The organism is Pseudobdellovibrionaceae bacterium, from assembly GCA_020635075.1.
In the GTDB taxonomy this organism is placed as follows: domain Bacteria; phylum Bdellovibrionota; class Bdellovibrionia; order Bdellovibrionales; family UBA1609; genus JADZEO01.
Genome location: JACKAM010000002.1, coordinates 259023 through 284103 on the forward strand (window position 1 = coordinate 259023; position 25081 = coordinate 284103).

At 49.1% G+C, this 25081-nt stretch carries 21 protein-coding genes; 3 read left to right on the forward strand and 18 right to left on the reverse strand.

Annotated elements, in window-relative coordinates; genetic code table 11:
* Positions 1–78 precede the first annotated feature (78 nt).
* The 5 genes from H6624_10890 to H6624_10910 all read right to left on the reverse strand — a co-directional run bounded on the left by H6624_10890 (position 79) and on the right by H6624_10910 (position 3886).
* Positions 79–504 carry a hypothetical protein gene (locus H6624_10890; protein MCB9084843.1) on the reverse strand — a complete coding sequence of 142 codons (426 nt, stop codon included), beginning with the start codon at positions 502–504 and terminating at the stop codon, positions 79–81.
* Positions 505–527: 23 nt separating this feature from the next.
* Positions 528–917: a flagellar export chaperone FliS gene (gene fliS, locus H6624_10895; GenBank protein MCB9084844.1), complete on the reverse strand. Its 390-nt coding sequence runs from the start codon at positions 915–917 to the stop codon at positions 528–530.
* Positions 918–991: 74 nt separating this feature from the next.
* Positions 992–2344, reverse strand: a complete 1353-nt coding sequence (gene fliD / locus H6624_10900; protein ID MCB9084845.1) for a flagellar filament capping protein FliD — start codon at positions 2342–2344, stop codon at positions 992–994.
* Positions 2345–2488: 144 nt separating this feature from the next.
* On the reverse strand, positions 2489–2860 hold the full coding sequence (locus tag H6624_10905; GenBank protein MCB9084846.1) for a hypothetical protein: 372 nt from the start codon (positions 2858–2860) through the stop codon (positions 2489–2491).
* Positions 2861–3052: 192 nt separating this feature from the next.
* A complete protein-coding gene (locus H6624_10910) occupies positions 3053–3886 on the reverse strand; it encodes a flagellin FliC (GenBank protein MCB9084847.1) in 834 nt (277 codons plus the stop codon).
* Between the two features lie 499 nt (positions 3887–4385).
* Here H6624_10910 and H6624_10915 point away from each other — a divergent pair, with 499 nt between their 5' ends.
* On the forward strand, positions 4386–5366 hold the full coding sequence (locus tag H6624_10915; protein MCB9084848.1) for an alpha/beta fold hydrolase: 981 nt from the start codon (positions 4386–4388) through the stop codon (positions 5364–5366).
* Positions 5367–5378: 12 nt separating this feature from the next.
* On the opposite strand, the gene H6624_10920 is transcribed toward H6624_10915, so the two are convergent.
* From H6624_10920 to H6624_10970, 11 genes are all read right to left on the reverse strand, one after another.
* Positions 5379–6593, reverse strand: coding sequence for a HipA domain-containing protein (locus tag H6624_10920; GenBank protein ID MCB9084849.1), 1215 nt, complete (start codon positions 6591–6593; stop codon positions 5379–5381).
* The gene (locus tag H6624_10925) at positions 6590–6838 is read right to left on the reverse strand and encodes a helix-turn-helix transcriptional regulator (GenBank protein MCB9084850.1); all 249 of its coding nucleotides are present in this window, start codon (positions 6836–6838) and stop codon (positions 6590–6592) included. The genes H6624_10920 and H6624_10925 overlap by 4 nt, the downstream gene beginning before the upstream one ends.
* Positions 6839–7103: 265 nt before the next feature.
* On the reverse strand, positions 7104–8210 hold the full coding sequence (locus H6624_10930; protein MCB9084851.1) for a hypothetical protein: 1107 nt from the start codon (positions 8208–8210) through the stop codon (positions 7104–7106).
* Between the two features lie 3 nt (positions 8211–8213).
* A complete protein-coding gene (locus tag H6624_10935; protein MCB9084852.1) occupies positions 8214–10418 on the reverse strand; it encodes a hypothetical protein in 2205 nt (734 codons plus the stop codon).
* A 435-nt stretch (positions 10419–10853) separates the two neighbouring features.
* Entirely contained in the window at positions 10854–11984 is a 1131-nt protein-coding gene (locus H6624_10940; protein MCB9084853.1) for a hypothetical protein, read from the reverse strand.
* A 3-nt stretch (positions 11985–11987) separates the two neighbouring features.
* Complete coding sequence (locus tag H6624_10945; protein MCB9084854.1) at positions 11988–12734, reverse strand: hypothetical protein; 747 nt, start codon at positions 12732–12734, stop codon at positions 11988–11990.
* Between the two features lie 264 nt (positions 12735–12998).
* Positions 12999–14399, reverse strand: a complete 1401-nt coding sequence (locus tag H6624_10950) for a hypothetical protein (GenBank protein MCB9084855.1) — start codon at positions 14397–14399, stop codon at positions 12999–13001.
* 244 nt (positions 14400–14643) lie between these two features.
* The gene (locus H6624_10955; protein ID MCB9084856.1) at positions 14644–16278 is read right to left on the reverse strand and encodes a hypothetical protein; all 1635 of its coding nucleotides are present in this window, start codon (positions 16276–16278) and stop codon (positions 14644–14646) included.
* A 2-nt stretch (positions 16279–16280) separates the two neighbouring features.
* Entirely contained in the window at positions 16281–18125 is a 1845-nt protein-coding gene (locus H6624_10960; protein MCB9084857.1) for a hypothetical protein, read from the reverse strand.
* A gap of 354 nt (positions 18126–18479) precedes the next feature.
* Positions 18480–19304, reverse strand: coding sequence for a flagellin FliC (locus tag H6624_10965; GenBank protein ID MCB9084858.1), 825 nt, complete (start codon positions 19302–19304; stop codon positions 18480–18482).
* Between the two features lie 614 nt (positions 19305–19918).
* On the reverse strand, positions 19919–20749 hold the full coding sequence (locus H6624_10970; GenBank protein ID MCB9084859.1) for a flagellin FliC: 831 nt from the start codon (positions 20747–20749) through the stop codon (positions 19919–19921).
* A gap of 521 nt (positions 20750–21270) precedes the next feature.
* Between H6624_10970 and H6624_10975 the strand changes: the two genes are divergently transcribed.
* Positions 21271–21990 carry a hypothetical protein gene (locus tag H6624_10975; GenBank protein ID MCB9084860.1) on the forward strand — a complete coding sequence of 240 codons (720 nt, stop codon included), beginning with the start codon at positions 21271–21273 and terminating at the stop codon, positions 21988–21990.
* Positions 21991–22023: 33 nt separating this feature from the next.
* Here H6624_10975 and H6624_10980 read toward each other — a convergent pair whose 3' ends face one another.
* The gene (locus H6624_10980) at positions 22024–22413 is read right to left on the reverse strand and encodes a hypothetical protein (GenBank protein MCB9084861.1); all 390 of its coding nucleotides are present in this window, start codon (positions 22411–22413) and stop codon (positions 22024–22026) included.
* 214 nt (positions 22414–22627) lie between these two features.
* On the opposite strand from H6624_10980, the gene H6624_10985 reads away from it, so the two are divergent.
* A complete protein-coding gene (locus tag H6624_10985) occupies positions 22628–23875 on the forward strand; it encodes a hypothetical protein (GenBank protein ID MCB9084862.1) in 1248 nt (415 codons plus the stop codon).
* A 276-nt stretch (positions 23876–24151) separates the two neighbouring features.
* Here H6624_10985 and meaB read toward each other — a convergent pair whose 3' ends face one another.
* Positions 24152–25048 carry a methylmalonyl Co-A mutase-associated GTPase MeaB gene (meaB, locus tag H6624_10990; protein ID MCB9084863.1) on the reverse strand — a complete coding sequence of 299 codons (897 nt, stop codon included), beginning with the start codon at positions 25046–25048 and terminating at the stop codon, positions 24152–24154.
* Positions 25049–25081: the final 33 nt, after the last annotated feature.

Consider the following 25081-nt stretch of genomic DNA (forward strand, 5'->3'; position numbering starts at 1 on the left):
TGGCTGGGCTTATGAGTCAAACCCAGCCGTTTGGGGAAGATCAACTGAAGGAGTGCGCACGATTAATCAGTTTGCGGCCTATGCCTTTTCGTCCAACTGACTGGAACCACCACCAGAGTGATAACCCTTCATAGCCTTTCGCGCGGCACGAACACTCGAAAGTTCCTTGATGATTCCCGACTTGGTCTTCTCAATGATCGAAAGAATCTGAAGATCCTGAGCCAGGATTCGGGTTACCAGTTCATTCTTGTAGGAGATGGCCTCTAGCATGAGCTTCTTGTCGCTGTCGGAAACGCCAACCTGTTCGATTGGTCCGGTATTGGACTCCTCAATCAACTTGTCAATCTTATGAATCATTTCAAGCAGAGACTCCCGGGAGTGATAAAAGCTCTCCAGATTGTCAAAGTTGCCCTCGGCAAAGTTGAGTAACTCGCACTCATTGAGGCGATAGAATTTCTCAAGATGACAGTTCTTATCTTCTAACAGATCGATGATTTCTTTCATACGCAACCCTCCTTGGCAGTCCCCTACTTAACCTGTTCTTCCCTTTTTAATTTTTCAATGGCCTGTACCCAACCCTCGTGTAACGTCTGCAAGACTTTGAGAGCGTGATCCAGGTACTCGCGATTACCCGTAATATTGGCCTGTGTCAGCTGATCGGTGATGAACATATACAGCTGCTCCAAATTCTTGGCCACCTCTCCCCCAACTTCATGATTGAGGGTGTTGTTCAGCTCAATAACGATGTCGAAAGCCCGACCAATATTGGCACCCCGTTCGGCGATGTCCCTTTTGTCGATGGCAATCTGCGCCCTTTTGACGTACTTAATGGCTCCCTCGTACATCATCAAGAGAAGCTTTTCGCGGCTAGCACTTTCAATAGATGTCTTTTTGTATTGCTGATAACCGTTCTTCATTCTCGTCCAAGACCTTTCAACATATCCATTCATACCCATCGGTGTTTCATTACGAAACTTAACTCAACTCAGATCTAACCCCCGATTTTTAGACCAGCCCCGCCGGCACCCATGGCCGCCAACTGTCCACCCTGGGCCTTCAGTCGAGACATGGTCTCCTCCAGGTTGGCAAACTTTCGTCTAAGGTTGGCCTCTTTGCGCACTAACATTTTCTCTTTGTTTTCAATGTTTCCATCCACCCGGCGAATATTGTCCTGCAGTGATTTCTTACGCAGAGCCAAAGGACCAAAGGTGGTGTTGGTAACTGATGTCAGGGTCGCCTTTAGGCTTGGAATGAACCCCACATTGAATCCATCTCCGGCAAAAAACTGCTGAACAGCTGCCGGGTCCTTGGCCAACACCATATTGAACTTGTCCTGATCGAACTTCAGCGTTCCGCTGCGGGTGAATTCAATGCCGATTTGATTAAGGCGGCGGATGGGCCCCTCAATTCCCACTTGGCTGTTTTGCACTAATCGACGCATGCGGTTTTCGATACCCCTGAGCAGACCATCACCGCCGAGAGTTTTCGTTGTATCTGTGTTGGCTTCCAATCTGTTTTGGGCCTGAATAAAAGAGAAAACCTCATTCATGGCCTTAACGAATTCGTCGACCTTGCCGGCCACCACTTCCTGATCCTCTTTAACGGTTACGTTAACTTGACGCCCGGGGGAGGCCTGCTTGATCTCCAAAGTCACGCCGGGGATGATATCGGTCACCGTGTTGTCGTCTATGGCAAACTCAAATCCGTCGACTTTGATCACACCGTTGCGCGCCTCGCGCTGGTCATCAAAGTACAAATCCTGATCGCCATCCAAAAAGTAAAGAGTGGGATACTGGATCTGATTATCTCCCCCGACACTGTCTCCGGAAATCATCAGGCGATAGGGATAATCGGGATCATTGCGGTCGTTGATCACTGCGGCTCTCACACCGACACCGGAACCATTAATGGCAGCTGCCGCCCCCTCAAGAGTGTTATTGGAGCCATTGATGTAGACTTCCTTGTCTCCATCGGGTGTCTCAAAGCGAAAGTAACCGACACCAATTTCGGTTCGATCCTTATCGGGAAATCCATTGGTCACAGCCGAAGCTTTTTGCGCTAACTCCATGACCTCGATATTCCAGCTGCCACTAACGCTAGCTGATGGGTCCACTGAGCCCTGAATGATGTTAGGATCACCGGAAAGAACTTTGATGTCATTGAATCCGCGAGTAGAGGCCAGCGTACCAATGGAGGCATTGATCTTGGAGAGTTTCTCCTCCAGATCCGTGACCAAACCAAGACGAGTCTCAATCTTAGTCTTTTTCGCCTCTAGGTTTTTGATTGGAATGCGTTCTGCTTCCACCAATTGGTCCACCAAATTAGGTGGTAAACCAGAAGCCATTCCTCCAAACGTAATCGCCGGCACCACAGTCCTCCTGACACGGGTGAACGAGCCGTTCTTTCATTATCACCTGGAACGAAGAAAAAATATGAGTCAATAATATGGCTTAGACTAATGGGCTAAAACCCGCTACCAGTCTGGGTTTCACATGGCTTTGTCAAGAATCTGACCGGTCTTTTTTTCCTGGTTTGCGAGAACTTGCCAGAGGTCTGCCTCGGTCAGGCGGCGAATGGTCTCGCCATTAGGACCTTCAAGCAGGACAATGGAAAAATTTTCCGACTTGACCAAACGAACACGTAGAGAACTGGCCGATAATCCAGGCAGCCCTTTGATTATCTCCAGAGCCTTGGCCAACTCCTCGTCAGTCATTTGACGATGGGGATGCTCTTCCCCTCTCTCCTGACGACCATTTGGATCGCGGTCTCGACTTTCCTCCAGGACCATTTCTTTCGGTTGGTCCGTCTTGATGCGAGCATCGAGAGCAGAGATTGTTGGGAGGATAGATTTTATGTTCATACGACCCCCCTATCGGCACAACTGTGTCTCAAACTAAGGCTTTCAGGGCGATTTTGGCCCTTCGTCCCCTAACCGCTTTACTTTTGCTGCACCCAAATTAGGTACCCCAGAGGGCAAATGATCAGCCCTCTGGGTAGGTAAAGCACCGGAAAGACCAAAGGAGTCCGGTCTTTCCGCTTCTTATAGTCTCGATTATCCAATCAATTTCAGTGCGGCTGCGGGCGTCTGATTGGCCTGTGCTAACACACCAATCGAGGCGTTCAACAGGATGTTGTTGCGCGAAAGTTCCGCAGAGGATTGCGCCACATCTGTGTCCCGAATCCGCATATTTGCAGCCGAGAAGTTCTCAACCGCCACTCCCAGATTCTCAGTAGTCGAAATCAACCGGTTTTGAATGGCACCCAGATTTGCTCGGTGACCATTCACTGTTCTTTGCGCTGTTTCCAACACTTCAAGAGCCTCACGGGCACCTGCTTTGTCGGAAAATTCAAAGCCATCCACTCCAAGTTCTGAAGTCGTGGCGACCTGCGCACTGGAATCAAAGTTGATTCTGTCCTGGAAGTCATCGTTACCAATGTCCACTTGAAAGGAGAATTCTTCTCCTGAACCATCCAATAATTTAGTCGAGCCAAAGCGCGTGGACTCGGCGATACGCTGAATCTCAGCTTTGAGCTGCTGCACCTCTTTATCGATGAAACCTCTTTCTACGTCACCCACAGTATCGGATGCGGCCTGCACACCCAACTCCCGCATGCGAGTCAGGATATTGCTGATTTCACCCAATCCGCCCTCTGCCACTTGCACCATGGAAATACCATCGTTGGCATTGCGTTGAGCCTGGGTGTAGCCACGAATCGTGGACTTTAATGTTTCACTGATAGAGAGTCCGGCAGCATCGTCAGCTGCTTTTGTAATTCGGCTTCCACTCGCTAGTTGAGTGAAGCTCTTGTCCATTGCCCTCTGACTGCGCGACAGAGTGTTCTGTGCAGCAATAGAGGAGATATTAGTTGTTACCGTAAGTCCCATGACGGGCCTCCTTTTGTCACTGTGGGAATCCCTTCCCATTTCACCGGGGCTCTACCTACTGAGCACATCAGTGAAACCGGCCATTCCTTGGCCAATTGGTTGAACACGTTGGAGCAAAACCAGGTTTGCGATCTTTCTCAGACGAAGGTCCTGTCCGCAGTCACTCAGACAAGTCTTCTTGAAAGGTTTGCGACCTTAGTACTGCTACCTGCTTGCTAATCCTTTCGGCCAGGTCTGGCTGCACTTGAGTCGAGTCCAGTAGAACTAGACCTAAGGCCGATGTGAACTAGACCTTGGTCATGATGAAAGAACCCAATGCGAATTAAGGAGGACTTAAGCTCTGCGGCGTCGAGCTCGACCCAGCCCCTGGTCCAACTGGAGTATAGCCCAGTTGATTGGGCGGCAAACCGCGTCGGGATAGGGCTTTGCCGGATCTCTTTGACAGATTTGCTGACCCGGGACATAAAAAATATCCAGGGATGTTGAGGGGGGTAGAGATATGGATATCTTGAGGCGAGTCCTATATATAAGCGCGTTTTTGTCACTGATTCTGTCTGGCCACCTGGCGGGAGCGGCACCAAAGGCACTTGTGGTTCTCATCCCGGGCTTTGGCAGCAGCATTCTCCATGAAATACCACCCCATGATCTTCCACCGGAGTCCGTGTCACCTTATTTTTCTGCCACTGTGGCGGGTACCATGATCGAGGCGGGCTATGATGTTCTCGCTCTCAAAGGCATGGGAAGTGCCGCTGATTTCGCAGTTAACGGTGGGCGGGCCATCAGCCAAATTAATGAGTACATGCTTCGATACCAGGGCAACCCTCCTCCTGTTTATCTCCTTGGACACAGTATGGGAGGTCTACTGTCCCTTTATGTGACCAACGAAATTGGCTTTGAAGTCCCAATCAAAAAAATCATTCTTTTGTCCACTCCCCTCAGGGGTTCAAAAGTAGCCAATAAGATCGCCAACGGCATTATCCCCTTACGTTTGGCCGAGAAGGCGGCAGAAGCCCTGTCCGGGATAGTAGATTTGCGTGGCATTGTGCAAATGACCACTCCCAAGGTAGATGCCTTTATTGCCCAGTTGCGACTGCCGGCTGGAATCGACATCAGAGCCTTTTCCGGTGTTCAACCGCGCAACAAGTTGATTCTCCCCTCTTGGGACGCCCCTATTCAAAGCCCCCTGTACATTCCGTTCGCTAAATTGGTGGGCGAAGATTCCGACGGCGTGGTGGGACTCAGTTCCAGCTTGCCAAAAACCATGGCTATTCCCTCGATCGGTAAAAATCGTTTGATGGTCCAGAGCGAACCTTTGGTGGCAGAGCTTGACCATGAAGAGCAGCACATGGACTACCGGGTGATTGAAGATCTCTTTCAAACCGATGAGGTCGACTTTATCGACCAAAAACAACGGGAGTTCTACCAACACATGATCCGCTGTTGGGAACTCCCATCTTGTATGCCAGTGGGGAACAAGTAATTGATCCCGGATCTACCTGTCGAGGTCTTGCTTCCGACTTTTGATCATCTTTTTTAGCAGGGATTGGTCAGCTTTCTTCAAACCCTCGAACTCCAAAATGAGATGGTGGTGCCTTTCGAACTTCTCCAGCATGGAATCCAGCATTCCTTCAATGGCCCTTTGTGCCAGTCCGTGGCGGGCACCAAACTGAATCAGCGATTTGCGTTTGATGTTGTCATCCTTGCCATCCAGCTTGAGGGCCATTTTTCGATCCTTGTAGATGTAGGTACAAATGAGGTCGTAAAAGGGGGTCAGTTGCGCCCTCCCGTTACTGTGATCCCTTTGCAAACTCACGTTTTTTCCATGAAGGTCACCGTTACCGATGAGATAAGAAAAGGCATAGACTTGAATCAATGCCAATAGATCAAGCAGAGGGGCCGTCGAGTATTTCTCTAGAGCCTCGGCGATTTGCCGATAGGAGATGCGGTATTTGTCGGCGGGATAGAGATCGAGAAGCTGACAGGCGTCTTCCTGATGGAGCATCTCCATCCCTCCCTGATCAGATGGGCGGCGGTCAAACCTCTCGATGAGTAGACCAAGATTTTTATTTTTATCTTTGACCAACTTGGCCTTGTTTACTTGAAGACCACACTTTTTTGCCAACTGCAGGCAGGCCAGCTCGTTCTGTAGAAGATTGGGTTTACCCTTAGGATTGAGCTTAAGAATATAGGCCTTGTCTTTTTTAGCGATATTAAGGGGAAAGCTGATCATTGCCGCTGAGATCTTATCCTGAACTCCAGCCAGTCCCTCACTCGTACTTTGCACGACATCAACCCCGAGGCTGTCTTTAAACAGCTGATAAAAATCCACCTCCGAGAGCTTAAGCGGAGTCGGCCTTGGCGGGACCTCGCCTGTTCCCCGCACATAAACGTCACCCACGCAGCGATCACCAATAGCAGCCAGTAATGTAAAGAGATCGTCCTCTGAGGTCTTAAGACCTTTGATGAGCGCTTTAAGCCTGAGGCCTTCTGGCAAGAGACCAGCAAAAAATGGCGGGAGATTAACCCCATCATGACGATAGCTGCTTTGGCTTTTGGGCATGGCAAAACAAATACCCATGTCGTTAGGATTGGACAAAAACATCTTGTCGTAAGTGAACTCACAGCCCTTCTTTGTTCTCCGAAGTTCACCAGCCAAGTCCTTGCCTTTGAAGACCTGAAGAGTCTCGATGTCTTTGGGGGAACTCATGACTTCGTTTCCTTAGACAGAGAACTGGCAAAAACAATTTGCAGCTCAAGGCCGAGTGCGCCCATGACGGCTAAGACCTTATCGAGTTGCACTCGCGGTTTACCCGACTCCAATTGGCTGACAAAGTTCAGGCTCACACCTGCGATGTCGGCCAATTGAGTCTGGGTCAGGTGACGGGCCTTTCTCTCGTCCCGGATTGCCTTGCCCAATTGAGGTATCTCAGAAACTTGGATTCTGTGGTTCATTTTCATATGATCGTAGGAAAATATTAAAAAATCAAGGCCAAAACCATGGTATTTTGCATATTTTTACTATGATCGTGTGAATAATGTCCAAATCTACCGACAAAACAGGCACTTAAACACGCCATTCCCTCACCCATGGGAATAGCTTAAAACCTGGCCTCATTAATTGCTGATCCATAAAACCGCATGCTGCCATTATCCGGGAACAGGTCCGACTTCACTGATAACGGATTTTATGGACCAACAATCGAGCAGGCCGGTCGGATCACCTACCCTTAGAGGTTCCGCTTCCTTCATTCCTCTTGGCGCAGGTGTAGCAGTCTTTGGCCTTGAAAATTGCCTTTCCGAGAGCCCTAAGCTCAGTCTCTTTAACCTCTTCGATCGGCTTGGTTCCCGAGCACCTGTCTACATAGAGTTCGCCGCTTTCACGCCAAGAACCTCGAATCAAGTAATACTTAGAAGATACCTCTGCAAATTCGTAGCTATTCGCGTCCAACTCACGCAGGACTACTACAGGCTGCTCCCATGGATCCACTGAGCCAGATAGGTGCCGACGTTCAATGCTCCTTTTCACAACTGAATTGTGAAGTTGCTTTTCGAGATCCAAATATATCTCGATCTTGTCAAACATGATCCAATTGACCATTTTCCAAGGATAAAATGGGAACCTAAATCTCGATGCATTTAACTTTCCTGGTCTCTTTCCTTCGGTGATAGAAACATTAAATATCCTCCCGATAAAGACCGCTTCTCCAGGCGTTGCAGCAGAGCAAGGGCTAAGCCTGTAGGTTTCTGATCGATACCGATCCACGTACGATCTCCAGTAATTATCAAACGAATCCTCACTATTTGTAGAACGATACTTTTTCAAGACCACATTCAGATCATAATTTTTGTAATAAGGATATCGCTCCTCGTAAATCGGTCTACCAAGCATTTTTGTCGATCTCTTAGCATCCTTAAGCAACAGGGTTGGACTACACCGGTGAACAAAGTAGGAGCCGTCCTTCATCTTCGTTGCATGGACCAGATATGTGTCATCGGATTTCGGGAACTTGTATGAGTCCTTTACTCCCGTTCTGATCGGAATCGCATTGTATGGCCCCTGTGGGCGAGCCTCGCCCTTCCAAATCTTAGTCTCATAAAACCCAACATTCTCGTAGGCCTCATCGGGTTTAGTACTCGACTTCATCGAGGGCGAGTCCATAATAGTGACCGGAAAGCCAATCCTCCCTTGAAAAACAAGGTCGTAGTCCAGCTTCTCTTGCAGACACTTAGCATCAGCAGGCTCTCCCTGAGAAGCTAAACCTAAGACTCCAAATGCTGACAAAATTAAAAACGGATAAAGTCTTAAGAAATTCTTTGCCGCCACTATCTACTCCCAAGCATTCACTGACATCATGGTTTCACTAATCACCGACGATACCTCGGATTTTTGCATATCCAATGGGCTCTCAGCCTCATAGTGATCGCGGACGGTCTTTTCCACGATCTTCTTCAGCAACCACAACTCTTTTCTAGCTTGGTACTTCTTGCCTCTCTCCTTAAAAAAGAGATATTTATCTACTCTATGGTTCATCTGCTCTCTGATCAATCGAATTAATCTTCGGTTTCTCACCCGAAATCCCGAGTCCGGGATATGATCAATTGCCGTTAACAGCCCCTGTTGCTTAACGTCTAGGCGAAATGTTACATCTCCAGCCCTTGTAAGCTCCAAGGTATCGATCTCAAGCAGATTGGGGAAAACTAGAGATACTGGTGCAACACTTAGATCCATAGGTCTACTCCACCCACCAACAAACACTTGAAAGTTTGGCACCAGATAATTGTGAAACACCATCTCTCCTCTTCCGTTTCGCGCGACAAATTCAAACTCCGATTCCGGATAGGCCATCAGATCACCATGAGAAACTTGAATCGAGTCGACAAGAGAAAATTCTCCATCTCTACCCATGACTCCATTAACAATGACCAACTCGGGGTCGTACCAAGGCCACTTGAGGTATCTGAGCATCGCCCCATAACTAAATGGATCAATCCACATGTCTTCAAGATGTCCCCCTCCCTTTGATGCCATGATCTGAATGACATTAGGTTTTGGCTTGATCTGGTCCGGTAGATCCACTTCAAAGCCACCTGCAGATTCATCTACAAACGGGGCGCCTTCTTCGTCAGTATGAAATTTTGCTCCAAATACGTGAGCTAGCTCGTGCACCAAAGTGCCTGGAATAAACTTTCCTGTCTCTAAGCTATTTTGCAAATTTGGCGCTACCAACAGTCCCTCAAACCCGACGTTAGAAAACCCCATTTCTCCGAATCCATGACTTAATCTGAAATCGAGGTCTGAAGCTGTCTGAGAATGGTACTGCATATAGGATCTGTCAACAACACCCGCGATAAAGACATTTTTTGTGCCCCCATGATCACTTTTAATTTTCTTGGCGATCAGACTGAGCTTGCTCATGTCCCACACAAGACTATCCGCACCCTTCGCGTCCTTCCCCGCTTCCCGATAGGTTGCTCCAAAAAAGGTTACACCGTTATCCGGTATCGGAAAAATCTTCTGAATCAACTCCATTTCCTGCTCTAAAAAACTATAGGAACCGGGATGAGGAGGTAGATAACAAGACTTGCCGAGATCAATCTTCAGACATGGGTCCATCGTCAATGGGTTTAAGGCAACTATACTGTAGAGCCCGACAAGAATTGGCTTAGTTTTATGGACGATAATTTGCCGATGGCCATAATTGTTCCCTGTTCGCACTTCCTCGATAGTATAGTTTGCGACAGCACTAAACTGAATTTGGCCCCGTCCAGCTCCAAAGATTGCTGGATCAAAAACCTTTTTGTAGTGATAGGATTCCCACCCAACTTCGCCAGTGAAATCTCCCGGGGACAGTTCAACTGTATCCAAAATGGTAACACTATTGTCCTCGTGGATGTAGTCAACCCCAAAGGTCACAACCGGCTCTGGTGCTTCGGGACCCAACACCTCTGGCGATGGCATAGTGCCGTACAAATGAATGTCGGCCTCAACCGAAGCCGCTCTTCCGGCTATGAGCGAAATCGGGTAGTTTGCCTCCATATTTGCCCAGACGTGATTGCTCTGATCTTCAGGGTTGTAAGCATACTCGTCGTATGGGCCCATGCGAGGGTTTAAAACAATCTGCTTAAAAACGATACTCGATGAATCGACAGATAGGTCAAAGGAAGGGTATGGAGATCGACGCTTCACCTCAAGAACCACATTGACGTCAAATCCTTGACTTGGATCAATCACGTGATTGTTTGAATACCACAAATCCAGGGTCGTAAACAAAATGGCCACCGCTCCCTCTGGGATTCGCACCCTCTGGGGTTCCGGACCGATCTCAAAGTCATACGGGATGTCCACCGGCTGAGTCCATACCGGGCTCACAATAGTACCCAGCCCAGGATACAAAAACGATCCCTCACCATCGACAAAAACCGCCCCAACTCGACTGGACTCACTGGCCGCAAAAGGCCACGGCATATAGCCCCCATCAACTGACAATGCGATCTCATCGCCGTCACGGAGGTCAATCTGGTAGTCCCCCACCACAGAGACCTAAGATAAAGCTTGGTTGACTGAGAAGCATAGAGGTCCCAAAAGGTCGTCTCCAGGTAGGTCCCCGTAGGAACTATTGGCACCTTCACAATATCCGTGAGCAATTGAGCCCTCGCTCCCCAACTGAGCAAAGAGCCAAAGAGGACACACAACAAGAATCTGGGCCTAAACAGATTGAGCACAAATACCCCCCTCATATGAGCCAACGTACTACTGAAAGGAATTCTGGATCTGGCTTTTAAGGATAACCGATGGGCACCGAAAAAAAAAAAAAAATGAATTTTGTACTAAAAATAAACACTATTTAAATAGGGTTAAATGTGTTTTCGGGCCAGTGAAAAAAAGCAACGGGAGTTCTACCAACACATGATCCGCTGTTGGGAACTCCCGTCTTGTTTGCCAGTGGGGAACAAGTAATCCTGGGGATTACTTGTTCTTGGTTGCGCTCTGTTCTGTTTTGTTGCAAGACCAACACCTGGACGCCCTGAACAACGGAGCCCCAAGATTCCTCAATTCTTCTTTGCTCACGGATTCGATAGGTTGCGTTCCCGAACAACGGTCGATATAAAACTCGCCGTTCGCATCCCACGCCCCTCTCACTAAATAATAGCTCGAATCGACTCGTGCAAATTCATAGCTGTCCCTATCAATTCTTTTGAGCCGAAAAAATGGGTTCCGCCATGCGAGAGGTTGCTTCTTTCCCGACCCTACCTTCCATCCCCCTGGGTCAGGTCCTGGACGCAAATCCAATTTGCTCAAAAAACGACCCTCGACATCTTTGTAAAGTTCTAAATTGGAAAAATCGACACCGTCAACTAGGGACCATGGATAAAATGGATTCTGATACCTTGAGGATTGTACTCCACTAGAACTTCGCTCTTCACCAAAGTTTTTCTTTATCTCGACCATAGCTTTTCCAACAAAGACTACATCCACCTTGCTCTGTTCTGCACAAGGAGCGACAGAATAATGCGTTCTACGGTACCGTTCCACGTAGGACTTCCAATAAGAATTTATTTCTGGCCACCCATCAGTCTGGTTGTTTCGCTGTTTAAATATCAATCCCAAATCCGCCAGCTTATAGTATGGATTACGTTCCTCATAAATCGGCCTACCAAGTGTTTTGGTGATTTCCTCGACCAAACTAGCTAACTTTGTTGGACTACAACGATGAACAAAGTAGGAGCCGTCTTTCATCTTTGTTGCATAGACAAGATAGGTGTCATCGGATTTCGGGAATTTGTATGAGTTCTTTACTCCTGTTCTGATCGGAATCGCATTGTACGGCTCCTGTGGGCGAAACTCTCCCTTCCAAATCTTAGTCTCATAAAACCCAACATTCTCGTATGCCTCATCGGGTTTAGTATGCGACTTCACGAAGGGAGAGTCTATAACAGTGACCGGAAAACCAATTCGCCCCTGAAAAATGAGATCATGTTCCGCTTTCTCCTGCGGACACTCATTATCAGCAGCCAATCCCCGAGAGACAAAACCCAAGACTCCTAATGCTAAGAAAATTAGAAACGGACAAAATCCGATGAGTTTCCTTGCCGCCATTTTCTACTCCCAGCGTTTTACTGACGCCATCGTATCATTTATGACCGACAACACCTCAGACTTTTCCATATCCAATGGGAATTCAGTTTCATAGTGATCGCGGATAGTCTTCTCCACAATCCTCCTTAATAACCACAACTCCTTCCTCGCCTGATATTTCTTACGCCTCTCCTTGAAATAGAGGTACTTCTCCACCCTATGGATCATCTGATCTCTGATTATTCGGATCAATTTTCGACTACCCACCCAAAACCCAACGTCAGGAATGTGATCAATTGCAGCCTGCAAACCCCTCTGCTTGACATCTAGTCGAAAAGTGACGAATCCCGCCATTGAGACTTCTAACGAGTCTATCTCAGGCAAATTTGGGAAGCTCAGAGAAACCGGAGCCACCTCCAGCCCAATGGGGTCCATCCGACCGCCAGCAAACATCCGAAAATCAGGGTGGAGACTATTTTGAAGGATAACTTCTCCCTCCAAGCTCCTGGCGACAAACTTAAACTCCGATTCTGGGTAGGCGAATAGATCTCCATGAGTGACATTGATCGAATCAACCATAGCAAATTCCCCATTTTTGTCCATAACGCCATTCATTATGACCAATTCCGGATCGTACCAGGGCCATTTCAGATACCTAAGCATGGCCCCATAACTAAATGGGTCTATCCACAGATCCTGCATTGTCTCGCCATCAAAGAAAGATTCCATAATTGAAACCATTTCCAGTTTATCAACAATTTTATCGGCCATTTGGACGTCAAACCCACGGACTCCTCTCCTCTTTTCCCTTGAGTACGATTTCACTCTTGGATCATCTGAGTGAAACTCAGCTCCAAACACATGCCCGAGTTCATGAACTAAACTTCCAGGCACGAATGCCGGTGGAGTTCGGCTGTCCGTGGAACTGGGAGCAACAAGCAAACCCTCAAACCCAACGTTTGAGAATCCCATGTATCCAATCCCTTCGCTCGATTTGAAATCGGGGTCAGATGCCGTCTGAGAATGGTACTGCATTTAGGATCGATCGACAATTCCTGCGACAAATACATTTCTTGTGCCCCCATGATTACTCTTAATCTTCTTGGCGATCAGACTGAGCTTACTCATATCCCATACAAGACTGTCTAAACCAATAGCATCCCTTCCTGCATTCCGATAGGTAGCTCCAAAGAAAGTCACCCCATTATCTGGGATCGGAAATATCTTCTGAATCAGGTCCTTCTCCTGCTCCAAAAAGCTATAGGATCCTGAGTGAGGAGGCAAATAACAGGAAAGGCCCACGCGATAGTCAGGGCAGGGGTCCATCGTCAATGGGTTTAAGGCAACTATACTGTAGAGCCCGACAAGAATTGGCTTAGTTTCATGGACGATGATCTGCCGATGGCCATAATTGTTCCCAGTTCGCACTTCCTCGATAGTATAGTTTGCGACAGCACTAAACTGAATTTGGCCCCGTCCAGCCCCCAATACTCCAGGGTCGAAAATCTTGCTATAATGAAATGTCCCCCAACCAACTTCCTCACCAAAATCTCCAGGGGACAGTTCAACTGTATCCAAAATGGTAACACTATTGTCCTCGTGGATGTAGTCAACCCCAAGGGTCACAACCGGCTCTGGTGCTTCGGGACCCAACACCTCCAGCGATGGCATGGTGCCACGCAGGTAAATACTGGCCTCAATGGAAGCGGCTCTTCCGGCAATGAGCGAAATCGGGTAATCTGCCTCCATGTTAGCCCAGAGGTGATGACTTTGGTCATTGGGATCATAAGCGTACTCGTCATAGGGACCCATGCGAGGGTTATTAACAATCTGCTTGAGGACAATGCTCGACCAATCGACAGATAGATCGAACGATGGTGTAGGGGACCGACGTTTCACTTCAAGCAGGACCTTTACGTCAAACCCTTGACTGGTGGGGTCGGCGACATGGTTGTCGAAATACCATAGATCAAGGGTCGTAAACAGTAGGGCTACCGCTCCCTCTGGGATTCGTACCTTTAAGGGCTCAAGACCAATCTCAAAGTCAAAAGGAATGTCTGCTAACTGGGTCCAAACCGAATATGCTTGAGAGCCCATTCCCGGGTACAAATAGTTACCGCCGGCATCGACAAATACGGCTGCTAAGCGAGACGAATCAGAAGGCGCATAGGGCCAAGGCCTGTACCCCCCGTCAACCGAAAGCGTAATCTCATCGCCATCACGGAGGTCAATCTGGTAGTCCCACCACAGTGATCTAAGATAGAGTTTCGTTGGCTGAGAGGCATAAAGATCCCAAAGCGGGACCTCAAGATAGGTCCCCGTAGGATTGACCGGCACCTTCACAACATCCGTGAGCAATTGAGCCCTCGCTCCCCAACTGAACAGAGTGCCAAAGAGGACACACAGCAAGGACCTGGGCCTAAACAGATTGAGCACAAATACCCCCCTCATATGAGCCAACGTACTACTGAAAGGAATTCTGGATCTGGCTTTTAAGGATAACCGATGGGCACCGAAAAAAAAAAAAAAATGAATTTTGTACTAAAAATAAACACTATTTAAATAGGGTTAAATGTGTTTTCGGGCCAGTGAAAAAAAGCAACGGGAGTTCTACCAACACATGATCCGCTGTTGGGAACTCCCGTCTTGTTTGCCAGTGGGGAACAAGTAATCCTGGGGATTACTTGTTCATCATCAAAAAGCTGGCAGGATTCATGGGGCTATTGGGCAAAAGCTGTGAGGTCATGGCCTTGGCCTTTTGACCGTCTTCGATCAGCTTGAGTACCATGCCGGCCAAAGCCTCGTTCACTTCGCTGGTAACTTCAGGAAGCTCTTCTTTAAAGGCATCCTTTGTCACTTTGCCCAAGATCTTACTAAAGATGTTGGCCATCACACCTTTATTGAAGTCGGCGAAAAAGCCTTGAGCCACTTCCTTAGCACTCCAGAACATCCGCTCGCAGTACTGCTCAGAAGGTGTTCTTTGGGAGCAGGTAAAGCCGATCTTCTTCAAAGAGGCCGCCTCGTCCCCAGGAACATACTTATAGATGCGGTAGCTGAGAAGACTATTCTTAGGGTTGTACTTGAGGCTAAACGTGGGGTTGGCTTCAAAGACTTCCTTAGCTGTTCCACGGATATTGGGGCGGATCATGGTCAGGCCCAACTGATGAAATCCCACCTCAACATTAAAGGTGCGGATAAAATCTGTGACCTTTTTGACCACTTTCCAGTCGCCCACTTTGGACTGCTCAAGCTCACGCAAGCGAAGGTGACCGCGCATGCGCAGACTCTCATTGGGAAGCTTGTAGCTCATACCCGTGATGGTGTCGCCGTCAGAGCTCGACTGGTGACCAAAGCTCATGACCACGTCGAGTTCGCTGGGACGGTTAAAGTCCTTTTGCGTTTCAATCTGCAAAAGGCTCAGGTTATCTCGCTGCTGACGTCCAGCGCCTTCGTAAACCACCTTGCTAACTGTCGCAAACTCAGTCTCAAGGGCCTTATCCAGATCCTTTTCCACCGTGACGATTTCCCAAGTGCGGGGATCGCGCTCGGGGGTCTTCAATTCGCCAGGGGCTGCCATCAACATGAGATAGCGGGCTTTAGTGGCGTTTTTGGCTTTAGGCTCCACATGCAGGCTTCCCATAAATCCCAAGGGCCAAAAAAGAGCATTTTGCGACAGGATCTTTTCGATCACGTTGCCGTTGCTGCGATCGGCCTTTTCCTTGAGATTCCAATAACGGAAGGCCAAGCCCTGATTGAATTCCTTGCGGAAGATGGTGGCCGGGAACTGGGCATCACCTTTAACAAATTTCGCTGCGTCCTCTGGCATTTGCCGCACAGAAAAGCGGGCAAAGGGGCCGAGGTCCATAAAGCCCATGGAGATCCCTTGACCCAAAAAGTCCATCTTAGGCTCAGGCTGCTTTTTAACAAAGTCCTCGCTGAGGCTTCCACCGGCCACCAACAAAGAGGCCTGATCGGCACCCTTCATCTTGGACTGCATGCGCAGAACTCCGGCAGTGAAATAAAGGTCAAACAAAGACAAGGATCTCAACATTTGGCTGAAGTATCCCTCGGGCTGAGGCTTTTTAGGCAACATCGAGTTGTTGCCTGAACCATTCAGCACTTTGTTTGACCAAATGCCGTAGCCGGCAGAAGAGGCAAACAAGTTGGCCATGGTGCGCACCTGCTCTTGAGAACCCTGGCTGGTGACAAACAGTGTGTCGGCACGAGGACCCATATCAAAGGCAGCACCATAGGCAGGAGCTGACACCAACGAAAGAGAGAGAACTGAGGAAAATAAGATATTAATTGCTTTCATGATTAACGTCCTCCCTTTCCAAGTTGAACATAAACGGCATAGGTCTCAAGTAGTGAACGATAGTAGGCATCACGAGGGAAGAAGTGCTCGTAATACTCTTTGACGTTCTTGGGTGGCTTGTAAACCTGATTAAAAGCAATGTCCCAGTGGGTCCCACGGGTCTCACCGAGATCAACGAAGTTAAGACCTTCCAAGCTTTGCTTGGCAATCAACTGACTGCGCGGAGTATTGGGGTTAATGGTCTGACCCAATTCTCTGTTCAAGTCGTCCATCTCCTTGGAGCTCAAAGAGTGGCTCAAAGGACGCTGGTCGAGGACAAAGCTCTTGGTGTCGAGCCAGGCCACCTGGGTGTCAAACAACCCGCCGGGGACCTCTTCGAAAGCCCCAAGTGATGTGGCGTGAAGGAAAATGTTATCGAGACTGAACTGAGTCCACTTGATGCCCTTCTCAGTAAACTGAGGAACGACTTGGGGAGGCAGAACCGGACCGAACTCATCGTATCCACCAGGAGCCAGGAAGTCCTGAACATTGGTGAGGATGGACAGATTGAACACCGTTAGGTCTTCTTGGTCCAATTCCTTATTGTTGAGATTCTGCAGCATCCACTTCACCCGCGTGTAAGGAGTCATATCGTAGACACCCTTAAACACTTCCAACATCTGTTGGGTGTGAATGAAGTTTTGCAGATCACCGACCATGGCGCTGATGTCAACACCAAGCGAGCCCAAAAGCTTTTGCACACCAGGGCTGTCTGCCAAAGAAAGAGCAAAACCAGCAGCCTGTGAAAGATAAGGGCCGGCCATTTTCAGGAAGTCCTCTTGGCCTTGCTTGAGTTTGGCAATCAGTTCATCCTGATTGTCGGCACCTACGGCCTCCATGATCATGTTCAAGCCCGACTGGGCAGGAACTGCACCTTGGGTCACGCCACCAATAGTGAAGATGGCTTTGGTGCGCTTGCGGATGTCCTCGTGCTCCTGAACCAAGTGGTGAGCAATGGGCGTCCCTTTGGAGTAACCAACAAAGATGAGTTTTTTCTTACTGTAATCGCCGGGCAGACGATTGATCCACTTGGCCAGTTGTTCGGCCACGTCAGAGTTATAGCCCATGGAGTTGCCGAGCTCGTAGCCCATGGGGTGAACCACGTCAAAGCCGAGGGGCTTCTGGTTGCGGGAGTAAAAGGTGACGGGGTCTTCGTACTTCACCTGGTCAGTTCCTTGGATCTCCTCACGGGGACGATCCAGGGGGCGACCATAGTAGGAGTTGGCCATTTTAACCAACTCAGAGTAACTGTAGTCCTTCATGGTGTGGCTACCAAAACCAGGAATCACCACCATCAAGGTGTCGCTTAATGTGGCGAAGACTTCTTTGCCGATTTCTGTATCAAGGTAGTTAAGTCCTTCTCTGAAATCTCTTTGCGCCTGAGCGGTTTGCGATTTGCCTTCTAGATCCTTAACTAGATCCGATGCGGCAGACCGATTCCAGTTGAGCTTGGCCGTGGCTTTAAGATTTGAAGCTTTTAAGAAGGAGTCTCTTTTTGACATCAGTTGCTCGCGCAACTCAATCGCCTTGAGTGTTGTCGGAGCCTGAGTCACCTGTTGGTAGACCTGGAAAAACTCCTGATCGGTAAAATAGGTGGACTTTTCATAGCGGGTGGCAATTTCGCTGTCGCTGTAGCCCTGTGCTTTGAGTTGTGCTTTGAGATTCCAGGTAAAAACCTGTTGAAAGAGTTTTTTCCACTGAACTTGGGCCCTGTCGGTCTCATTGGAGCTGATCAGGTCAGCATGAGAGTAAGTGGCGGGCGCCAAGGCCAGGAGAAATGCGAGTAAACAACGAAGAAGTTGAGTCATTCCGTACCTCGACCTGGGGGTTGGTTGGGTTATGTATAAATTTCCGAACCTCAAATACTTAAGCAAAGTACGGGCCCAATTTCTCATTTGGCGAAGATTCATTTGTGTGCGGATTTCAAACCCTTAGTGGTTTGTAAGAATTGGATGACGCCCTGTAGGATGAACTTCCTTCAGGCAAAGGCGAAAAAAAACCCTGGGGCTTGTGGGTGACCCCAGGGCGGGCTTAAGAGTAGTAACGTCTGTGGGCACTACTCCGTAAACCTTCATAACCTCTTTTAATTAAAAGAAACTTTGAAAGCTCAGTGGCTCCAGAGAGACGTGGCTCTCTGGCTCCGATGTCGTGTCTATGGATTGTTACAACAGCTTCAGTGCTGAGGCTCCGTTTTGGTTGGCCGAGGCCAAGACCGAAACCGAAGCGTTCTGCAACACCTGGGCTGATGCCAACTCAGCTGATTCATAGGCCACGTCGGCATCTCGAATGCGCGATTTGGCGGCTGAGAGGTTTTCGTTTTGGATATCCAAGTTACTGACCGTCGTATGCAGTCGGCTTTGGACCGCACCAAAGTCAGCACGCAGATTTCCAAGTTTGACGATGGCTTCGTCCACAGCTTCAAGTGTGGAGCGGGCCGAATCTTTATCGTCGACGGCCACACCATCAATACCCAAGGTACTGGCCGTGGCGTCGGCGGCAATTTTATAACGAATGACGTTTTCATCCCCTGAGAACGGACCAACATGGTACTCCAGTTCTTCACCGGAACCGTCCAAAAGAGTTTTGTTACCGAATCGAGTCGACTTGGCGATTCGATCGGCTTCGTCTTTGAGCTGTTGGGCTTCCTGGTTAAGGAATCCTCTTTCAACTTCAGACACGGTGTCTGAGGCTGCTTGGACACCCAACTCGCGCAGACGAATAAGGATGTTGTTAATTTCGTTCAGTCCACCTTCAGACACCTGAATCAGTGATCCGGCGTTGTAGGCATTGTTACGGGCCATGCGAATACCCTGTAACTGACCGCGAATGTTTTCGGAGATGGCCAAACCGGCAGCGTCATCCGATGCCGTGACGATACGACTTCCCGATGCTAGAGCTTGCTGAGCATGCTCCATTCGGTGCTGCTGCTTCGTCAACTGCCGCTGAGCGGAAATCGACGCAACATTTGTGTGAATCCTTAAGCCCATTGTATACCTCCCAACAAATCGTGGCTCCTTCCGAGTGGGCCCACGCTTGTACGCAGACTTCCTGGGTTTAAAGAAGTCCCCTAGCCCCACGGCTAGACGTACAACGGCGGCAATCCTTGCCTGGGTTGTTATTATTCAGTTGTTATGTTGGAAGTGCTCAAAGCCAAAAGGGGTGACTGTCCCTTTTGTCTTTGAGTCTTGAGGAGGTTTCGCTTTCAGTGACTGCCGAAATAGAAACCACGCCAAGGTACTCCAACGTGTTCACGAAACTTCTCGGCTTTGGTCTAGGAAGCTTTAGCCTTTGGTCTAGGTTTTATTAGACGCTGTGCATCTTGTAATTGAAATCACTCACGGTCGGTCGCAAAAAAATTTGTTAGGTACCAAGTCCCTTTTTCCGTTGCGTCGCAACATTAATGGCTTCCGGAGGCCCTTATGTTGCCCCGCAACGGAAAAAGGGACTTGGTACCTAACACCTAACAAAAAACCCCGGAGTTCTCCACAAACTCCGGGGTTAAAGAAATACGGGTGCATAGCCCGCCCATAATTGGGTTTTCCAATGCACTTGCTGAAATCCAAAGAGGAGGTGCGAACTCTCCTCGGGATGATTTTTTAGACTAGTTGGGAATCAATCGCACGGCTCGCCCTGAATCCTGGTTCGCCTGGGCAAGCACCGCCACTCCCATATCTTGTAGTATTTGTGACTTGGCCAATTGACTCACTTCATGGGCAATGTCCGCATCCACAATCAGTGAGCGGGCACTCTCCATGTTCTCTTCCTGTCCGGCCAAGGCATCGATGGTAAATTGGAATCGGCTTTGGGCCGCTCCAAAGGTACTTCGCGCATCTGCGACTTTAAGAAGAGCTTCGTCAATAACCTCAAGCGAATCCACTGCATCGTCTTGAGACGTGATTCCAACTCCTTTAATGCCGACCGACTCTCCCGTCGTGTCCGCATCCAGTTTGAAATCCACCACGTTCTCTGGACCTTTGAAGGGCCCGACGTGGAACTTAAACTCCCGCCCCGATCCAGTGAGCAGCTGTTTGTTACCAAATCTGGTCGACTGGGCAATACGATCAAACTCGGCAGAAAGCTGCTGGAATTCCTTGTCGAGAAACTCCCTTTCCTTCTCGCCGACCGTGTCACTGGCCGAATAAACGGACAGTTCGCGAAGTCTTATCAATATATTGTTTTGCTCGTTGAGGCTTCCCTCAGCGGTTTGGATCATGGCTACAGCGTTTTCTGCATTAAAGCGACTCTGCCTTAAACCACTGATTTGTCCGCGCAGGTTCTCACCGATGGCAAATCCAGCCGCATCGTCTCCTGCCTGCACAATGCGCTTTCCAGACGCCAGGGCCTGGAGCGATTTCTCGGTCTGTCGTTGGTTTTTGTGGAGATGTCGCTGCGCAGTGAGAGAAGCCACAGCCGAACTAATTCTAAAGGACATAATTACACCCTCCTCGCTAGCCTCCTCCCACAGAGGCCTGGAGCGGTGCCCACAGACGTCATAGTTTCTATTTCAGCAGTCCTGAGACCTATCGGTGCTGTGCGTTATGACTTGAGGGATTTTTATTGTGGCGCGTTATTTTCTCAGATTGAGATGAATGGAGGTCGGATCGCCTTGGGTGCTTTCTTGGCGGAGACACGACGAAACTGATCCGACTGGAGATGGTGCCAAAGGTCTACAGAGTCGTGAACTGAGCACAATTAAAGGAGGCACTACTTCAAGGAAACCCTCTTCTGCATATCAACCAATTTTAAACTGGCCCCTTTAATTGAGGTTGTCTGTTTTGAAAAAGCCACCCGACCTTATATTGTGCCGTCACACCAACAAGAGTTTTTGGTTTTTGTCGAACTTGTGAACGTCCTGCGAACTGAAAATGCGAAGCACCGTGAAAGCCAGAACTATATTGAGAAATTATCAGTTCCCCTCTCTGTAGGAGGAAAAGACTTTGATAAAATGAGGGCATGAAATTTTTAAGCGAAAACCAAATGCGTGACCTTAAGGATTTTCAACTCACCTGCCGCCAGTCGATATGGGGACCAGTTGGGTTGACGATTATTTTTATAACTATTCCGGCCACGATCAAAACCTTCGTTGACGACTCGACTATCTTTCACATCTCGATTGCTGCAAGCATATTTATGGCCATTCTTGCCTGGCGAATTGCCAAAGCGGCAGTGTTCCCCAGCAATTGGGTCCTCAAGGCCGATGAGCAGGGACTTTATTTGAAAATTCGCTCCTACTTGAATTTTCAATTGGATCCGGATGACAAAGTGATTGTCCATATCCCCTTTGACGAAATTCATGGGGCCGAAGAGATTACGGAACATCATCAAACCAAGAGTTTTTTTGGCCTTACTAAGACTGAGGGAAGAGTTCATCTCAATTTGATCTTGAAAACAAATGCGGCGGAAAAAATCATTCCCATGATTCACCAGGAAGTTTACCGCCAACCACCGGAGCACAATAAATTGGTGGAGCGAGTGAACCATCTTCATGTGCAAATTCAGGTGCCGGCGCCCGATATGGTGCAAATCCCCTGGGCAGATCGCAACACGCGAATCAATCCTGATCTAAAGATGGTGTTTAATCTGCTCGCCAGCCATGGCATCCAGGTGAATGTGGAGGAGGATTCCAAGAATGAATTTCCTCCCGGCGATGACCTTTATTCTGAATCAGCTTGAGACGTTTGAAATGAGATTCTAGCCGACCCGATGTTAACCAACAGACTTCTTCAATTGAAGTCCGCGGGTCGTCTGGTTTTCTTCAAACTGCAATTGGTACTGGTAGGCTGCAATGGCCTTTTGCCGAACCTGGTCTCGCCGCTTGCGGTGGGCCTCCAGGCTCTCGATCTTGCCAGCGGATCGGCGGGTGGACTTGCGATCCGATTTATCTCCCTGAAATTGCTTGAGAAAGTCAGCTAAACGAGCGGCGGCCCCACCTCCATCCTGGTCGGTGGATGTTCCTGGCCCTCCATCACCCATGTCGGCGACAGTGACCGGACCGGTCCGGCTTTTTTCCTCTTTGAGACGACGGTACTCCAGTTCCCTGTCCAACTCCTCGTCGGCAGGGACCACGACCATCGGCCCAAGGCTCGCAATATCCACGTTAGAGCACTCCCTCTATCGAATGAATCGGCGCGTCACTCGGATTAATTTAACGCTTTGCGTAAAAAATGAGGTATAATGGAAGTGTCTGAAAATTGAGCGTTTTCTGAGACAGTCTCAAATCTTTGGGGGGACCTAAGTCCTTAAGTTCACGTCGATTAACACCGAAGAAAATTAGGCAACATCTGACCTACGGCGAAGCCGCAGAGGGGCTATGGTTCGGCTTAAGACGACGGCATTTGCGTTGATCACCTTGGCTGGAGTATCGATCGGCGCGAACAACATGACTCGCTATCAACAAGGGCAAAAGGCCCTTGATGACAGGGGCGAATACTGTGAGTGGATCAGTTCGTCTGATCAGACGGATTCTGTTCCTAAATTTTATCCCACAGCGAATGAAGGCGTTTTGTATCCCACTATTGCGGAACAAGCCTATGAACACCTGTGGAATATTTCGCAGAAACTTAAACCCTATCGCAGTCGCAAGGTGACCTTTACCTACTTGCCTCAACCCGTGCAGTCGGCACTCAGTAAGACACTGACCAAGCACCAAAAGCGCCTGCGCGAGGTGAAAGACACTTTATCTTTGCTGGTACAAAACGCCCATGAATTAAAGACTAGCAAAAGTGAAGACGAAGCCGAGCGCCGTTACCAGGAATGGAAACTGGATCAGGAATTACCTGACCAAATCACCCGCCTGAATGCTGAGCGCAGCGAATTGGAAGTAATCATTGGCGACCTTAAGAAACTGCGCATGGACGATATGGAAGCCTATCGGTTTTTTCGCCAGGCCTTTGTTGAAGACGCCGCTGTAGAAGGCCTACGTCTTCCCTATCTGGCCCTTGAATTGGAGTATCATCCAGGGCTTTTGGAAGAGAGTGTTTCACTCTATCCGGTGTGGATTGAAGGCCAGCAGATCACCCGAGGCTCAGAAGAACCCTATCTGCGTATCGCGGGTAGTATGGTACCTGAAGATCTTGGTCGCGCTCTAAAAGATAAAAAATTGCCCAAGCTCTTCTTCTCTCACAGTGATTTGATGCAGACTCCACCTCCATCAGGCGAGAGCATGGGCGAAGCCAGACCACAAAAGCACGCACTGGCGTCAGTTGAATTTTTATCGCCGTATCGATTGCTCATCAAAGGTACACCTTATTCTAATCGCCAACCCGGAGCCGCCCAAGGAGACAAGCTCGATCTGCAATTTACCAGTGCCGCCAATATTGCTGTGGATGGCCTGCTGGATCTGGGTTGCATGGCCAACTCCCGCTGGGCGCGACACTTGATTCGCGATACCGAGCAGTTTCTCACCGATCCGAGCACCAATAAGACCTATACCTATGAAGAAGTGGACGCTCACAACTTAAAAGTATTAGAGACACTGAAGAGCGTGAATGGTTCTGCCCGACGCTCACTGGCCCATGCCGGGCGGCCTCCGTTTTGGGAGCGGTTTCTCGCCTTTTAATTCGAGCCTAAAAAAATTGGCCCCTTGTTTATTGAGCCACAAAGTCCTTTATCAGTGAAGTTGGTCCTTTGCCGACCATTCTCCACAAATCCTCACGCACCTTTTCGGCCGCAGGCTCGTCTTCGGGTCGCGTCAGTTTCCTGCCGCGCCTCGGATACGCCCTGCGCGACGGTGAGGATTCGGATTTCCGGGAATGGCTCGGCAATCGGACCAATTTCCGGACAAAGGCACCACACAGTTTTGTGGCTCAATAAACAAGGGGCCAGTTTCAATAATTCACAGCTGATTTTCTATCAATAACTGGCGAAGGTCTTCGGGTGATTTTATGCGGTCCGCTTTTTTGCGAAATGCTTTTTCCCACTGGCCACGCAAAAGAGCAAAGGCCTCGTGGCGCAACCGTAAAGGGTCCTGTCGATGGTTCGGAAGATCCAAATCCTCGCCCCGGGCCCTGATGGCTTGAGCTAATTCCTCAACACCAACACCCTCAGTGGCTGTGGTTTTAAATATCCGCTCCGTCACTTTTTGATTGGCGTCGGCGGGGAAGTAAAACTCGATTTCACGGGCCAGACTGTCGGCTCCCGGACGGTCGGCTTTATTGACGACAAACAAATCAGCAATTTCCATCAGGCCGGCCTTCATAGCCTGAACCGAATCACCAGACTCTGGAACTAAAACCAAAGTCACGAGATCAGCGACGTGAAGAATGTCGGTCTCTGTTTGTCCCACACCGACGGTTTCAATTAGCACCACATCAAACTTCCACAGATCAAAAGCCCTGAGCATCAGGTAAGCCGAAGCACTTAAGCCGCCAAGACTCCCCCGAGAACCCAGTGAGCGAATAAACACTCCCGGATCGGCAAAGTGCTCAGAGTAGCGAATCCGATCGCCCAGGATAGCGCCACCAGAAAAGGGACTTGAGGGATCAACAGCCAACACGCCCACCCGTGCCCCGGCTTTTCTCCACGAACTAATGAGTTGTCCCACCAAGGTGGACTTCCCTGCTCCTGGTGGACCGGTGATTCCCACCCGCAAGGCCGACTGGGGAGGATGGAGGAGAAGGTCATTTTCCAAAGCCGAGGCACCCTTCTGTTCCAACAAGGTTAACAGGCGAGCCAGGTCGGCAAACTTGCCAGCAGATGCTTTTTCAATGTAGGCCCCGATTTGGTCACTCATCCTGGTTCTTTCTTTAACAGCTAAGTCTATGGA

What these genes read in the sequence shown, in the direction of transcription:
- H6624_10890 (MCB9084843.1), bottom strand. Translation starts at nt 504, where the DNA reads ATGAAAGAAATCATCGATCTGTTAGAAGATAAGAACTGTCATCTTGAG.
- fliS (MCB9084844.1), bottom strand. Translation starts at nt 917, where the DNA reads ATGAAGAACGGTTATCAGCAATACAAAAAGACATCTATTGAAAGTGCT.
- fliD (MCB9084845.1), bottom strand. Translation starts at nt 2,344, where the DNA reads ATGGCTTCTGGTTTACCACCTAATTTGGTGGACCAATTGGTGGAAGCA.
- H6624_10905 (MCB9084846.1), bottom strand. Translation starts at nt 2,860, where the DNA reads ATGAACATAAAATCTATCCTCCCAACAATCTCTGCTCTCGATGCTCGC.
- H6624_10910 (MCB9084847.1), bottom strand. Translation starts at nt 3,886, where the DNA reads ATGGGACTTACGGTAACAACTAATATCTCCTCTATTGCTGCACAGAAC.
- H6624_10915 (MCB9084848.1), top strand. Translation starts at nt 4,386, where the DNA reads ATGGATATCTTGAGGCGAGTCCTATATATAAGCGCGTTTTTGTCACTG.
- H6624_10920 (MCB9084849.1), bottom strand. Translation starts at nt 6,593, where the DNA reads ATGAGTTCCCCCAAAGACATCGAGACTCTTCAGGTCTTCAAAGGCAAG.
- H6624_10925 (MCB9084850.1), bottom strand. Translation starts at nt 6,838, where the DNA reads ATGAACCACAGAATCCAAGTTTCTGAGATACCTCAATTGGGCAAGGCA.
- H6624_10940 (MCB9084853.1), bottom strand. Translation starts at nt 11,984, where the DNA reads ATGGCGGCAAGGAAACTCATCGGATTTTGTCCGTTTCTAATTTTCTTA.
- H6624_10945 (MCB9084854.1), bottom strand. Translation starts at nt 12,734, where the DNA reads ATGGCCGATAAAATTGTTGATAAACTGGAAATGGTTTCAATTATGGAA.
- H6624_10955 (MCB9084856.1), bottom strand. Translation starts at nt 16,278, where the DNA reads ATGAAAGCAATTAATATCTTATTTTCCTCAGTTCTCTCTCTTTCGTTG.
- H6624_10960 (MCB9084857.1), bottom strand. Translation starts at nt 18,125, where the DNA reads ATGACTCAACTTCTTCGTTGTTTACTCGCATTTCTCCTGGCCTTGGCG.
- H6624_10965 (MCB9084858.1), bottom strand. Translation starts at nt 19,304, where the DNA reads ATGGGCTTAAGGATTCACACAAATGTTGCGTCGATTTCCGCTCAGCGG.
- H6624_10970 (MCB9084859.1), bottom strand. Translation starts at nt 20,749, where the DNA reads ATGTCCTTTAGAATTAGTTCGGCTGTGGCTTCTCTCACTGCGCAGCGA.
- H6624_10975 (MCB9084860.1), top strand. Translation starts at nt 21,271, where the DNA reads ATGAAATTTTTAAGCGAAAACCAAATGCGTGACCTTAAGGATTTTCAA.
- H6624_10985 (MCB9084862.1), top strand. Translation starts at nt 22,628, where the DNA reads ATGGTTCGGCTTAAGACGACGGCATTTGCGTTGATCACCTTGGCTGGA.
- meaB (MCB9084863.1), bottom strand. Translation starts at nt 25,048, where the DNA reads ATGAGTGACCAAATCGGGGCCTACATTGAAAAAGCATCTGCTGGCAAG.